This is a genomic window from Nocardia sp. NPDC023852 (assembly GCF_040639505.1).
Lineage (GTDB): Bacteria > Actinomycetota > Actinomycetes > Mycobacteriales > Mycobacteriaceae > Nocardia.
In genome coordinates this window covers 234879-247182 of sequence record NZ_JBFAAB010000005.1, presented here as the reverse complement: position 1 = coordinate 247182, position 12304 = coordinate 234879, and the positions used below count along the sequence as shown (strand labels likewise).

The following is a 12304-nucleotide window of genomic DNA, read 5'->3' as shown; positions in this document are numbered from 1 at the left end:
GAGCTGGTGACAACAGCGTCCGAGGCGGGCTGACGTCGTTGTCCGCCTCGGCCAGACTCGCCCCTCGGCTTGCTCCGGGGCGGGTCCATACCGTTCCCGCTCCCGTGTGAGCTAGGGCACAGCCTACAACTGAACGGTCGAGACACAACTCGTTTCGATGCAGCGTTTGATCGAATTCGGTACGTCGATTTATGACTGAAACGGTGGTAATCCCAGACGGCCTTACGTGACATCGAGGGATCGGTCAGTTGCGCCGTGGTCTGTTGTAGTCACCGACGTCTTTGTGGATCCGAGCGGGTTCAGAGTCGGAATCGGCGATGGGGAACGGTGGCCCAGCGGTTGCCAGGAGGGCGACGAATCAATCGGGCCTCGGTTGTCCGGGCGTGGCGACGGAGACCGCCTACCTATTGATGATCGCTATGAGTCGCGGCGGCTTCGCGCGCCGGAGTTGTCGGGGTTCAGGCCGCGGAACGGTCGCGCAGCAACCCTACGACGGCCTCGGTGAGACGGATGGGGTCGATCGGATGGGCAACCGATGCCTCGGCGCGCGACCACTTTGCCAGCCATGCATCGTCCGGACGGCCGGTGAGCACCAGAACCGGGGGGCACTGGTCGATTTCGTCCTTCAGCTGTTTGGCGATGCCGAGTCCGCCCGTCGGGGCCGCCTCGCCGTCGAGGATTGCTAAATCGATACCACCCGCATCCATCTGCTCGATCACCACGGGGGCCGTAGCCACCTCCAGGTAGTCGAGTTCGGGGAGTTCGGAGTGCGGGTGTTTGCCCAGTGCCAGGATCACCTGGCGTCGGGTATCAGCGTCGCTGCTGTACACGAGGACCCGCAGTGCGGTAGAACCAGCGGAATCGGCCACGAACGGCATGGTACGTCCGTGCGGGCTGCCGCGTGGCAGGTTCGCTCAGATCGCTTCCGTGCGTCGCGCAGCGGCTCGGCACCCGGTCGCTGGTCCGCCCGGCTCGGCGCTGCAGAGAAGAACCGCCCGTCGGTCGAGCACCCCGTCGTCGCGATCAGATGCTGCACAAGTCGTTCATGTCGCGGCCGAACTGCGTGTGGTGCCCGGCGGCAAGATGTGGGTTATTGTCGAGGCGACCCTATTCAACTAGTTGCATATCAGGAGATATCGAATGAACGCGTTCCGAGCGGCCGTCGAGGCCAGGGACATCGCGGCAGTGGAGGAACTGTTGGCCGAGAATGTCGTGTTCACCAGTCCGGTGGCGTACAAGCCGTATCCGGGCAAGGCGATCACCGCAGCGATACTGCGCGCCGTGTTGCGTGTGTTCGAAGACTTCCATTACGTGCGCGAGATCGCCGGGGCCAACGGGGACGACCATGCGCTGGTCTTCGAGGCCATGGTCGACGGGAAGACCGTGAATGGTTGCGATTTCCTGCATTTCGACGAGAACGGCAAGATCGACGACCTCATGGTGATGGTGCGGCCGCTGTCGGGTGCCCAAGCCCTCTCGGCCGCCATGAGCGTCCAGTTCGAGCGGATCCAACAGGAGGCGCTGGCCGCCACGCAGAGGTAGCCCTGACGTGCGAGGCTGCGGTTATCGGGCGTTCCCGCAACTCGACGGGTGAGGCCGATTCCTCGCGAAGTTGTCAGTCGGGAAGCAGTGGCACGGAAAGGCCCTCGCCGCGGCCGAGGATTGCGCGCAATGGGCTCTCGCCCAGCTCGGCCAGCTGGCCGACTCGCGTGATGCCATACTCGCGCAGCACGCGGGCAGTGACAACGCCGACGCCCCAGAGCCTGTCGACCGGTAGCGGACGCAGGAAATCGAGCTCGCCGTCCGGGGGTACCAGGCGCAACCCGTCGGGCTTGGCGACCGCACTGGCCACCTTCGCGAGGAATTTGGTGCGGGCGATCCCCACGGAAAATGGGCAGGCCGACCCGATCACGCACCTCGCCGCGCAGCTGCTGTGCGATCGCCACCGGCTCGCCTGCGATCCGGCGTAGCCCCCTGACGTCGAGGAACGCCTCGTCGATGGAGATGCCCTCCACGACCGGCGTGGTGTCGCGAAATATCTCGAAGACCGCCTTGCTCGCCTCGGCGTAGGCCGACATGCGCGGCCGCACCACGATCGCCTGCGGGCACAGACGCCGCGCGTGCCTGCCGTTCATCGGAGTGCGCAGCCGAACGCCTTCGCTTCATAGCTGGCCGCGAGCACCACGCCGCCGCCGACGATCACCGGCTTGCCACGCAGGCGCGGATCGTCGCGCTGCTCGACCGAGGCGTAGAAGGAGTCCAGGTCGGCATGCAGGATCGACGCCTCGGCCCGCGGGAGGATCCGGGGTGTGCCGGACCGGAGTGCGGGTGAATCGGACCCGAACATATGTTCCCTACCCGGCTGGCGGGACAGGTGGGCGCAGTCGAATCTACGATTTAACTCAGTAGTAAGCCGAGTCTGCCAGGTACCCTGTTCCCACGACAGGGCACAGCTAGGCATGAGGGAGTCGGTAGTATGCGTGGATTCGGGGACCTGGAGGCGGTGATCATGGACCGCATCTGGGATCGGGACGCAGAGGACACAACAGTGCGCGAGATCTTCGACGAACTGTCGACTCAGCGGGACATCGCCTACACCACGGTCATGTCGACCATGGACAACCTGCATCGCAAGGGCTGGCTGGCGCGCGAGCGCTCCGGCAAGGCCTATCGGTATTGGCCGACGCTCACCAGGGAGGAACACAGCGCCCGGCTCATGCTGGAGGCGCTCGGCTCCGGCGGACGCTCGGACCTGGTGCTCAGCCATTTCGTCGACCGAATCAGCGCTGAGGAGTCGGCCGGCCTGCGCGCTGCGCTGCGCAGGCTATCGGCGCGCAAAACCCCAGAAGTACCGTGAGCCTGGCGATCGCGCTGACGTTGTACGGCAGCGCGGTGGCGGCCGTCGGTCCCCCCGTGCTGCGTCGCCTCACCCGTCGTGGCGCCGCGCCGCGGCTCGGCGTGATCGCCTGGCTCGCCACGATCGTCGGTGCGCTGACCGCGTGGACGGCCACGGCGATCATGCTGACCATCGAATTCGCCACCTACTGGGGACATCCGAAGGACGCGCTGCGCGCCTGCTTCGCGATTCTGTGGACGCCGATCCACGCGCACGGCGCGGCGGCCACCCAGGCGGCTACCTTCGCGGTGGCGACACTGGTGGTTACGGCCACGGTCGCGCTCGTGGCGCGTGCGGTGAGCGTCGTCGTGCACATGCGCAGGCGCACCCGTGTCCACGCGAGCGCCGTGCGCCTGGTCGGCAGGCGGGTGCCGGGCGTCGGCGCGGTCGTGCTGGACTCGGCTGAGCGCCAAGCCTATTGCGTACCAGGCCGCCCCGACACCATCGTCGTCACCAGCGCCGCGCTCGAGGCGTTGACACCTGATCAGCTCGCCGCGATCCTCGCCCACGAACGCGCGCATCTGTCCGGCAGACACGCACCGTTGACGGCGCTGCTGCACGCGGTCGCCACGACGCTGCCCGGCCTTCATTTGGTCACCGCCGGTGCGGCCGAGATCGCCCGCTTGCTGGAGATGTGCGCCGACGACAAGGCTGCCGAGGAGTACGGTTCGCTGCCACTGCTCGGCGGGCTGCTCGCGATTGTCGGTATCGCCGAGCCCGCGCCATCTGGCGCGCTGAGCGCGGCGAGCACCGCGGTGCTGGCGCGGGCCGAGCGGCTGGCCGATCCCGTCGATACGATCCGGCGCGCGACCAACCGCACCGCGCTGGTCGGTGTGATTGCGATGACGGTGATCGGTTCGATGCTCGCGGCCGCGACTGTGCCTTTTCTCGGCGCGCTGCTGACCTGAACAAGAGGAGGACAGGTGCGCGTCACCTGGGACCAGGTTTTCGCTTGGCGGCTGCGCCGCCAATACGTCGAGCCGCGCTCAGACGACGGTGCGGTCGAGGTTGCCCGACGGTTGTGCGGGGTGCAGTCCCAGGTCACCTCTGCCGCGGAACTGGCGGTGGCGCTGCGCAGCATGAAGCCGGATTCGAGCGCGCTGGTTCGCTCCCTCGACGACGGTACGCTGATGAAGACCTGGGCAATGCGCGGCACCCTGCACACGCTGACGCCGGATCTTGCCGCCGCTTGCCTCGCCCTCATCGGCTCGGCTCGCACTTGGGAGAAGCCGTCCTGGCAGAAGAACTTCGGAGCGTCGCCCGCTGAGGTCGCGGCGCTGTCCGAGGTGGTCGCCCGGGTGCTCGACGGCGTGGTGCTCAGCCGTGCGGAACTGGTCGATGCGGTCGTGTCGGAACCCGGGTTCCACCGGCTCGGCGCGGAATTGCGCTCCGGCTGGGGCGCGCTGCTGAAACCACTGGCCTGGCAGGGCGTGCTCTGCCACGGACCCGCGCGGGGCGCCAAGGTGACATTTACCAGCCCAGCGCATCTGGTCCGCGACTGGAAGGGCCTTCCGGACCCGGACGCCGCGGCACCGCTCGCGATCATCGGATACCTAAGCGCCTACGGCCCCGCGACACCGGAAGTGTTCGACGCCTGGCTCAGCCGCGGCAGCCTGCGCAAGGCGACGGTGCGGCGCTGGTTCGCCGAATCGGGGGACCGGCTCGGCGAAGTCGAGGTGGAAGGCCGCCGCGGCTTTCTGCCGACCGAACACCTCGACGACCTCGCCGCGACGAGGCCGGCCACATCAGTGCACCTCCTCGGCGCCTTCGACCAGTACGTGCTCGGGCCAGGCACCGGAGACGGTGTCCTGCTGCCCGGCGACCACCGGGCGAAGGTGAGCAGGACCGCGGGGTGGATCTCGCCGATCGTCGTCGCAGGCGGTCGCATCGTCGGCACGTGGGAACTCGCCGACGACGCGATCGAGATCGCCATGTTCGACGGCGCACCGCTGCCGAAGCGAGGACTTGACGCCGCCATCGAGCACGTCGCGCTCGTGATGGGACGTGAGATGCTCACGGCGCGGGCCGTGTAGCGCTATCGCGTTGTATGGGCAACCCGGACATCATTCGCGGTCGGAATCGGGGTTCCCGCTCGGTCGAACATGTTCGACGGCGATAGGCTGCGGCAGTGGCGGACGGGCGCGTGGAGCGGTTGATCGATACGGTCGCGTGGGTGCGGATCGAGGGTGGTCGGATTCTGTGCGCCAGACCGCGCGGCAAGGACGTCTTCTACATTCCCGGTGGTAAGCGCGAGTGTGGGGAGACCGATCTGCAGACGTTGCTGCGCGAGATCGAGGAGGAGCTCACGGTCGCGCTGCTGCCGGCTACCGTCGCGCACGTCGGCACCTACGAGGCGGTCCACGGGCCCGGGGACGTCCCAGTGGTGCGGATGAGTTGCTACACCGCCGATTACCGCGGAACGCTGGCCGCGAGCAGTGAGATCGAGGAGGTCGCGTGGTTCTCCTACGCCGACCGGTCCCTTGTGCCACCGGTCGACCAGTTGCTGTTCGATGATCTGGTGCGCGTGGGCCGGCTGCGATGAAACGCGGAACCGAGATCGCTATCGTCGATGCCATGCCGTGGATTCGAGTGCTGCTGCGCTATGCCGCGTACGCGCTCTGGGTGCTGCCGCTGTCGATCCGACGCATCGCGACCAGGCTGCGCGTGCCGCGGCGGATGCTCGGCGAAACCGTTCTACCGCAGAGATTTTCGGTGGCACGGTCGATCTTGCACTCGGCGCTCAGCGGTGCGGTCGGCCTGCTCGCCTGGTTTCTGGCTTTCCTCGCGGTGGTCGCCGCGCTCCGGGGGATCGGCTACCCGCTGGTAGTGGACGAGAACCTGGAAGGTTCCTGGGGTGGGCCCACTTTGACAGGTGCCTGGGCTGTCCATGCCGGGCTGGGCGTCGGCCTTCTGCCGGTCTGGCTGCTGATTCTGGCAGGTATCGGCACATTCCAGGTGCGGCTCGTCCGTGGCTTGCTGGGTCGGAACGGGCCGCGGTGGCCTGCCCTGGTCGCGCTGGTGCTGGCTACTGGCGGCATGCTGCTGTTCCTCGCCTGGCTGCGGCAGGCGTGAGCACTCAGTGGTACGGATACACCGAGCCGACGAAGTGTCCCGTGTGGCGGCCGCGCGATGGGCGCTCGGCAAGCACACTGGTCGATCGGCTGCCTCGAGGACATGGAGGCCGAAGGTATCGTCTGCGACTATCTCGACACAGTGCGTGCGGGCTGAAATCAGGTGGTGACCCGCGCGCGTTGCGCGCGCGCGATCAGATGCTCCACCAGGGTCAGTAGCACGGTCTTGCACGAACCGCGGTCGCGGGCGTCGCAGAGCATCACCGGGGTGATCGAATCGAGGTCGAGGGCGTCGCGCACCTCGTCGGCGGTGTACTGTGGCGCGCCGTCGAAACAGTTGACGCCGACCATGAACGGAAGCCCGCGGCGCTCGAAGAAGTCCACGGCGGCAAAGGAATTACCCAGCCTGCGGGTATCGGCCAGCACCACGGCGCCGAGCGCGCCGCGGGCGAGCTCGTCCCAGAGGAACCAGTACCGGTCCTGGCCAGGGGTGCCGAACAGGTAGAGCACGAGATTGCCGTCGATGGTGAGCCTGCCGAAGTCCAGCGCAACCGTGGTCGTGGTCTTCCGCTCGACGCCCGATAGGTCGTCGACGCCGGTGCTCACCTCGGTGATCAGCTCTTCGGTGCGCAGCGGTGCGCACTCGCTGATTGCCGAGACCATGGTCGTCTTGCCGACGCCGAACCCGCCGGCGACGAGGATCTTGACCGAGGCGGCCAGGTGCGGCGTGCCGCTCGGGTCAAAGTTTTCGGATTCCATCCAGTACCGCTCGCAATATGTTGAGGTCATCGGGTCCGGCCTCCGTCGGAACGGGGGCACGGAAGATCAATTGCCCGTCGCCGATCAGATCACCGACGAGGATTTTGGTCACCGCGAGCGGCAACCGCAACCGGGCGGACACTTCTGCCACAGTCTGCGAAACCCGGCATAGCCGGAGGATTTCGGTGTATTCGGGTTCGTTCCGGCGCAGCGTGGTCGCGGACTCGTCCGCGACCACGGACGTGAGCATATCCAGTTCGGGTCCGGACCCCCTGGTGCGTCCGCGTGTGAGCGCGTAGGGACGTACCAGCGGGCCTGCCGCCTCGTCGAACCAGGGCTCACGCGGATGGGTCATGGCAGCTTCGGCTCGACTTGTCCGACGAGGTCCTGCCGCGCAGTGGTGGACAGATACGTGCCGACGCGCTGGACGGTCAGGTTCATCTCGTAGGCCACCATGCCCAAGTTCGCTGACTCGGCGGCCTGCAGCGCCAGGCAGGCGTTGTCGCCGGCGGAGGTCACGAACAGCACGGCGCGGTCGAGTTCGATGACCGCCTGGCGCACGCCGCCGCCATTGAAGCGGCTACCCGCGCTGCGGGCGAGACCGTAGAGGGTGGAGGACATGGCGGCGAAATGTTCTGCGTCCTCCCGCGTTATCGCGGCGGAGCGGCCGAGAAGCAATCCATCCGTAGACAGCACCACCGCATGCCGCACACCGGCCAGCCGGTCGACGAGATCGTCGAGCAACCAATTGAGATCACCTGGGTTGGATGAAGTCACCTTAGTCTTTCTGATCGTCCGGATTCCGGTTGTCGTGGGAGAGAGGTTTGCGGCCCTGCCTGGTGCCGTTTTCGATGGCGGACATGAGATCGCGGGCCTGTTCGGCCGTGCGCTGTCGTTGTGGCTCGGTCGGCGTCGCAGCCGGTTCGCTCAGTTGCGGTGCGAGATTCGCCTGGCGGTTGCGGCGCGGCAGCGCAGGCCTGGCATCGACGTCACCGGTCGGTGCGGCCGTCGCGTCCTCGGACGGTGTCGGGTCCGCCGCGGTCGGCTTGGCGACCAGCGTGGCTACGGGCGCCTTGCTCTGGTCCGCCATGTCCATGGCGGACTGGTGCGCGGGCGTTGCTGCCGCCGTCCGCGCGGGCGTTGCGCCGGATACCTCCGATCTCGGTGTCGGCATGCCGGTTTCGCGGGCGAGGAGCGCGGATGGGATGAGCACGATGGCGCGGATGCCACCATAGTCGGACTCGACCAGCCGAACCGAGACCCCATATCGAACGCCGAGCTGAGCGACCACGAACAAACCGAGCCGAGAATCGGCGGACAGCGCGGCGACACCGAAATCTGGTGGGTTGCGCAGCATCTCGTTCGTCTTGGTCAGCTCGTCGGCGGGCATGCCCATGCCTTGGTCCTCGATCTCGACGACCACGCCCTTGCCGACGACGTTTCCGCTCACCTCCACGCGTGACTGTGGCGGGGAAAACGAGGTGGCGTTGTCGATCAGTTCCGCGAGCAAGTGGATCAGGTCGGCGACGGCGGAACCGACGATCTGAACCTCGGGCTGCCGGGCGAGGCGGACACGCGAGTAGTCGAGCGTTTCGCCGATGGCGCTGCGCACCAGAGCGATCAGGTCCACTGGGTTACGCCATTGCCTGCCGGGCTGGCCGCCGCCGAGGATGACCAGGTTCTCGGCATTGCGGCGTTCCCGGGTGGCTAGGTGATCCAGCCGGAAGAACGTGTCGAGCAAGGCGGGATCCTCCTGCCCTCGCTCGGCTTCGTCGAGGATTTCCAGCTGCTGGTGCACCACGATCTGACTGCGGTGGGCGATATTGAGGAATACCGCTTTCACCCCCTCGCGAGTACGAGCCTCGGTGACCGCGCCCGCTACTGCCGCAGCGTGTGCGCGGCCGAATGCCTTGGCTACCTGGCCGATCTCGTCCTGCCCGTAGTCCAGCAGTGGCGTTTCCTCGGCCGGGTCCACCAGCTCGCCCGCGCGCAGGCGACGCATCATGTCGGGCAGACCCTCGTCGGCGAGTGCGAGGGTTTCCCCACGCAGCAGCTTCAGCCTGCGGATGATCCGATTGGCCAGCTTGACCGCGACGATGAAACCCGCGATCGCGACCAGCAGTACCACGATGCCGAACAGCAGCGAGGTCAGCGCGGAGCCCCCGGCCTTGTCTTCGGCGACCTCCTGAGCCTGCTTGTTCTGGTTGATCCAGATGTCGATCAGCCCGCGGTTGACATCGGTCGCCGCGTTCTGCCAGTCCGCCACACTCCACGGCAGTTCGGGAACGCTGCCGGATGTCGTCGTGTTCTGACCGTCGTCTGAGGGGCTCTGCAGAGCACGCCGGGCCAGGGCGTCTTCCATCGAGCTCAGTTGCCGCCATGCGGGGGAGGCGGCGGCCGCCTTTGCGGCATCACGCTGGGGTGCGTCGAATTCGCTGGTCAGATAGTCGATCTGAGCGTGGTAGTAGCCGACTTGGCTGAGGTATTCCGCCACCGGGAAGGTCGCCTGATCATGTGCGTTCACCAAGGCCAGAGCCAGCGCGTTGCTACGCGACATCGCCTCCGCCGCGTAGAACAGCCGCAGACCCTCCGCGAGTTCGATCGCGATCTCCGGGTCCGGCGAGAACTGCTGGGCGATCTGCGTGGCGGTCGGAATGGCCCGCAGTCCATCGTTGTAGAACGCGTACGCCTCCAGAATGGGCAGCGCTCCGGTGTCGACCTGTGCTCGGACCGTCGGGAGCCGGTCCAGCACATTCAGGAAGTGGGTGACCTTCTCCCCGATCAAGGACGATGCGAGTGTTTGCAGCCCACCCGAGGCGCTGCGTAGTTCGGCAACCGCCTTGTCGACCCGCACTCTCGCCGAGGCGAGCGCCGGTGCGGCGTCGTGGTCGCCAGCGAGTTTGGCAAGGGTCAGGCGACGCTCCAGCTGGACAGACTCGGTGAACTCTCGGGCCGAAGGGGTCGACTTCTGCACTTGGATGGCCCACACCCGCGCGTAGCCGCCCTTGAACACGAGGTATCCGGCCGTGCCGACGCCGACTAGTAGGAGAGTCAGACTCGGAATGAGTGCGATGGCCAAAATCCGGCCGCGGACACCGAGCCTCCTTCTGAACATTTGCCCAACGTACTCGAGATCACCGTCTGCCCGATGCCATGTCTCGTTGAGCGGGACTCGGTTTGACATTGCGCAGCCGGTATGACCGAATAATTACATTCAAATGTGACTTGACATCATTTCGGATGTGTCACAAGGGAATTCGCAGTGGAGCGCGGACGGATCACCCCCCGATGTCCAGGTCCGTAATCGCCGACCGTGTGGAGCAGCTCCTGATCGGGTCTGGGATAGCGTAGATTATATGTATCTCGCGGTTACTTACAAGGAGGAGGCCACGATGCCCGCGCCGAAAGCCGCCGTCTTCGACCGCCTGAGCGCGCTCGCCGCCCTGGCCGAGCCCGAGACGCGTCAACGCAGGGCGATCGCCGAAACGTTTACCGGCAAGCCGCTGGGCAACGTACCGGTGGGCACCGCCGCGGACGTGGCGGCCGCCTTCGAGAAAGCTCAGGTGGCGCAGGCGTCGTGGGCGTTGCGTCCGGTCCCTGAGCGCGCCGCGGTGCTGGAACGCTACCGGGCACTGGTGGTGGAGCATCGCGAGTTCTTGATGGATGTGGTGCAGGCCGAGACCGGCAAGGCGCGCTGGGCGGCCCAGGAAGAGATCATGGGCATGATGTTCGCGGCCCGCTACTTCTCGAAGGTCGCACCGGGCCTGCTCGGCGCACGCAAGGTCCCCGGCGCTTTTCCCGTGCTCAACCGCGCCACCGTCCGTGCCAAGCCCAAAGGCGTGGTCGGCGTGATCGCACCGTGGAACTACCCGATGCTGCTGTCGGTCGGCGACGCCATCCCGGCGCTGATCGCGGGCAATGCCGTGGTGGTCAAGCCCGACACTCAGACACCGTTCTCCGCACTGGCCGCCGCGGAGCTGCTCTACCGCGCCGGTCTGCCACGCGATCTGCTCGCGGTCGTCCCCGGCCCGGGCACCGTCGTCGGCACCGCCATCGTCGAGGGCTGCGACTACCTGATGTTCACCGGCTCCTCGCAGACCGGACGCACCCTGGCCGAGCAGTGTGGCCGTAGGCTGATCGGTTTCTCCGCCGAACTCGGTGGCAAGAACCCGATGATCGTGGCCGAGGGCGCCGATTTGGACGCCGCTGCCAAGGCCGCCGTGCGCGCCTGCTTCTCCAACGCGGGGCAGCTGTGCATCTCGATCGAGCGGCTGTATGTCCAGCGCGCGATCGCCGCGGCGTTCACCGAGAAATTCGTCGCCGCCGTCAACGCGGCGAAAGTGGGTGCGGCCTACGACTATTCGACCGACATCGGCAGCCTCATCTCCGAGGCCCAGCTCGAGACCGTGTCCAAACACGTCGCCGACGCCACCTCCAAGGGCGCGAAAGTGCTCACCGGCGGAAAGGCCCGCCCGGACCTGGGTCCGCTGTTCTTCGAGCCCACCGTGCTGGTGGAGGTGACCGACGAGATGGAATGCGGCCGCAACGAGACCTTCGGTCCCTTGGTGTCGATCTACCCGGTCGACAGCGTCACCGAGGCCGTGCGCCTGGCCAACGACAGCGATTACGGCCTCAACGCCTCGGTATGGGCGGCGAACAAGTCCGAGGGCGAGCGGATCGCTGGACAGTTGCACGCGGGAACCGTGTGTGTGGACGAGGGCTACGCGCCTGCCTGGGGCAGCACTGCGGCGCCGATGGGCGGCATGGGCATCTCCGGCGTCGGCCGCCGGCACGGCCCCGACGGCTTGCTGAAATTCACCGAACCCCAAACTGTCGTAGTGACCCGGTTTTTGAACCTCGATCCACCGAAACTGTTCCCGCATGACAAGTGGCATCCATTCCTGATGACCATCGCCCGCAATTTGCGCCACCTGCCCGGCCGCTGACGATCGACGTCCGCCCGGGTGGTCGTGCCCCACCCGGGCGGACGCCCCGCCGGTTCGCATGTGCAGGCTTATGCCAACCGGTCGGCTCCGGTGCGTGGCGGCGGTGCGTCCGCCAGCGCCTCTGTTTCCTCGTCGGTGAGCAGCCGTGACCTGAGGGTGAAGCACACTCCCTCGGGCGCTTCCGGCGCGTGCCGGCTGTTCACCACATCCACGGTGAGGTGGGTGTGCTTCCAGAGTTCGTACTGCTCGCTGCTCATCCAGAATTGCGTGTGCCAAGGCAGATTTCCCAGCAGCACATCCCCCCGGCCGACCCGGAACTCCCGGACCGGAAGGCACACCGGAGCGTCGCCATCGCAGCCTCCGCCGGGCTGGTGGAAGAGCACCGCGCCGTGCTGTTCGATCATCTGACGCAGGACCATCCTCGCCCGGTCCGTAATGTCCACCCGATGAATCCGCTGCGACATCACCCGGCCGCCTCGCCACCACCGATGGCGCTGGCCCACCGCGTGGCGCCGCCGATGACACCGGAATCGGATCCCGGCTTGGGATAACTCATGACACTTGCTCCTCGCGAACCTCACCGTCCGGGTCACTATGGTCTGCGAAGGTTGGTGCGAGGTTGGTGCGAGAAG

At 66.8% G+C, this 12304-nt stretch carries 13 protein-coding genes and 1 pseudogene; 7 read left to right on the top strand and 7 right to left on the bottom strand.

Features of this window, described 5'->3' with window-relative positions; all coding sequences use genetic code 11:
* Nucleotides 1-458: 458 nt before the first annotated feature.
* Entirely contained in the window at nt 459-878 is a 420-nt protein-coding gene (locus AB0H00_RS12265) for a hypothetical protein (RefSeq protein WP_357264930.1), read from the bottom strand.
* Between the two features lie 262 nt (nt 879-1140).
* Between AB0H00_RS12265 and AB0H00_RS12260 the strand changes: the two genes are divergently transcribed.
* Nucleotides 1141-1542: a nuclear transport factor 2 family protein gene (locus AB0H00_RS12260; protein ID WP_357264928.1), complete on the top strand. Its 402-nt coding sequence runs from the start codon at nt 1141-1143 to the stop codon at nt 1540-1542.
* A 109-nt stretch (nt 1543-1651) separates the two neighbouring features.
* On the opposite strand, the pseudogene AB0H00_RS12255 reads toward AB0H00_RS12260, so the two are convergent.
* Nucleotides 1652-2347, bottom strand: a pseudogene (locus tag AB0H00_RS12255) (DNA polymerase IV); the annotation flags it as partial.
* 129 nt (nt 2348-2476) lie between these two features.
* On the opposite strand from AB0H00_RS12255, the gene AB0H00_RS12250 reads away from it, so the two are divergent.
* The 5 genes from AB0H00_RS12250 to AB0H00_RS12230 all read left to right on the top strand — a co-directional run bounded on the left by AB0H00_RS12250 (nt 2477) and on the right by AB0H00_RS12230 (nt 5968).
* Entirely contained in the window at nt 2477-2857 is a 381-nt protein-coding gene (locus AB0H00_RS12250; protein WP_357264926.1) for a BlaI/MecI/CopY family transcriptional regulator, read from the top strand.
* Complete coding sequence (locus tag AB0H00_RS12245; protein ID WP_357264924.1) at nt 2854-3804, top strand: M56 family metallopeptidase; 951 nt, start codon at nt 2854-2856, stop codon at nt 3802-3804. Before AB0H00_RS12250 ends, AB0H00_RS12245 begins: the two co-directional genes overlap by 4 nt.
* Before the next feature lie 15 nt (nt 3805-3819).
* Complete coding sequence (locus tag AB0H00_RS12240) at nt 3820-4929, top strand: winged helix DNA-binding domain-containing protein (RefSeq protein WP_357264922.1); 1110 nt, start codon at nt 3820-3822, stop codon at nt 4927-4929.
* Nucleotides 4930-5024: 95 nt separating this feature from the next.
* Complete coding sequence (locus tag AB0H00_RS12235) at nt 5025-5438, top strand: NUDIX domain-containing protein (RefSeq protein WP_357264920.1); 414 nt, start codon at nt 5025-5027, stop codon at nt 5436-5438.
* 32 nt (nt 5439-5470) lie between these two features.
* Nucleotides 5471-5968 carry a hypothetical protein gene (locus AB0H00_RS12230; RefSeq protein ID WP_357264918.1) on the top strand — a complete coding sequence of 166 codons (498 nt, stop codon included), beginning with the start codon at nt 5471-5473 and terminating at the stop codon, nt 5966-5968.
* A gap of 158 nt (nt 5969-6126) precedes the next feature.
* On the opposite strand, the gene AB0H00_RS12225 is transcribed toward AB0H00_RS12230, so the two are convergent.
* Genes AB0H00_RS12225 through AB0H00_RS12210 form a run of 4 tightly spaced genes read right to left on the bottom strand, consistent with a single transcriptional unit; the run spans nt 6127 to nt 9841 of the window.
* On the bottom strand, nt 6127-6726 hold the full coding sequence (locus AB0H00_RS12225; RefSeq protein WP_357265094.1) for an ATP/GTP-binding protein: 600 nt from the start codon (nt 6724-6726) through the stop codon (nt 6127-6129).
* On the bottom strand, nt 6707-7081 hold the full coding sequence (locus tag AB0H00_RS12220; RefSeq protein ID WP_357264916.1) for a DUF742 domain-containing protein: 375 nt from the start codon (nt 7079-7081) through the stop codon (nt 6707-6709). The genes AB0H00_RS12225 and AB0H00_RS12220 overlap by 20 nt, the downstream gene beginning before the upstream one ends.
* Complete coding sequence (locus tag AB0H00_RS12215) at nt 7078-7503, bottom strand: roadblock/LC7 domain-containing protein (RefSeq protein ID WP_357264914.1); 426 nt, start codon at nt 7501-7503, stop codon at nt 7078-7080. Before AB0H00_RS12215 ends, AB0H00_RS12220 begins: the two co-directional genes overlap by 4 nt.
* A gap of 1 nt (nt 7504) precedes the next feature.
* Nucleotides 7505-9841: a nitrate- and nitrite sensing domain-containing protein gene (locus AB0H00_RS12210; protein ID WP_357264912.1), complete on the bottom strand. Its 2337-nt coding sequence runs from the start codon at nt 9839-9841 to the stop codon at nt 7505-7507.
* Nucleotides 9842-10082: 241 nt separating this feature from the next.
* On the opposite strand from AB0H00_RS12210, the gene AB0H00_RS12205 reads away from it, so the two are divergent.
* Nucleotides 10083-11672 carry a succinic semialdehyde dehydrogenase gene (locus AB0H00_RS12205; protein WP_357264910.1) on the top strand — a complete coding sequence of 530 codons (1590 nt, stop codon included), beginning with the start codon at nt 10083-10085 and terminating at the stop codon, nt 11670-11672.
* A 68-nt stretch (nt 11673-11740) separates the two neighbouring features.
* Here the strand turns inward: AB0H00_RS12205 and AB0H00_RS12200 are convergent, their stop codons facing one another.
* On the bottom strand, nt 11741-12136 hold the full coding sequence (locus AB0H00_RS12200) for a DUF779 domain-containing protein (RefSeq protein WP_357264908.1): 396 nt from the start codon (nt 12134-12136) through the stop codon (nt 11741-11743).
* Nucleotides 12137-12304: the final 168 nt, after the last annotated feature.

Coding starts and splice junctions, on each gene's coding strand:
- AB0H00_RS12265 (WP_357264930.1), bottom strand. CDS start 878: ATGCCGTTCGTGGCCGATTCCGCTGGTTCTACCGCACTGCGGGTCCTC.
- AB0H00_RS12260 (WP_357264928.1), top strand. CDS start 1,141: ATGAACGCGTTCCGAGCGGCCGTCGAGGCCAGGGACATCGCGGCAGTG.
- AB0H00_RS12250 (WP_357264926.1), top strand. CDS start 2,477: ATGCGTGGATTCGGGGACCTGGAGGCGGTGATCATGGACCGCATCTGG.
- AB0H00_RS12230 (WP_357264918.1), top strand. CDS start 5,471: ATGCCGTGGATTCGAGTGCTGCTGCGCTATGCCGCGTACGCGCTCTGG.
- AB0H00_RS12225 (WP_357265094.1), bottom strand. CDS start 6,726: ATGGAATCCGAAAACTTTGACCCGAGCGGCACGCCGCACCTGGCCGCC.
- AB0H00_RS12220 (WP_357264916.1), bottom strand. CDS start 7,081: ATGACCCATCCGCGTGAGCCCTGGTTCGACGAGGCGGCAGGCCCGCTG.
- AB0H00_RS12210 (WP_357264912.1), bottom strand. CDS start 9,841: ATGTTCAGAAGGAGGCTCGGTGTCCGCGGCCGGATTTTGGCCATCGCA.
- AB0H00_RS12205 (WP_357264910.1), top strand. CDS start 10,083: ATGTATCTCGCGGTTACTTACAAGGAGGAGGCCACGATGCCCGCGCCG.
- AB0H00_RS12200 (WP_357264908.1), bottom strand. CDS start 12,136: ATGTCGCAGCGGATTCATCGGGTGGACATTACGGACCGGGCGAGGATG.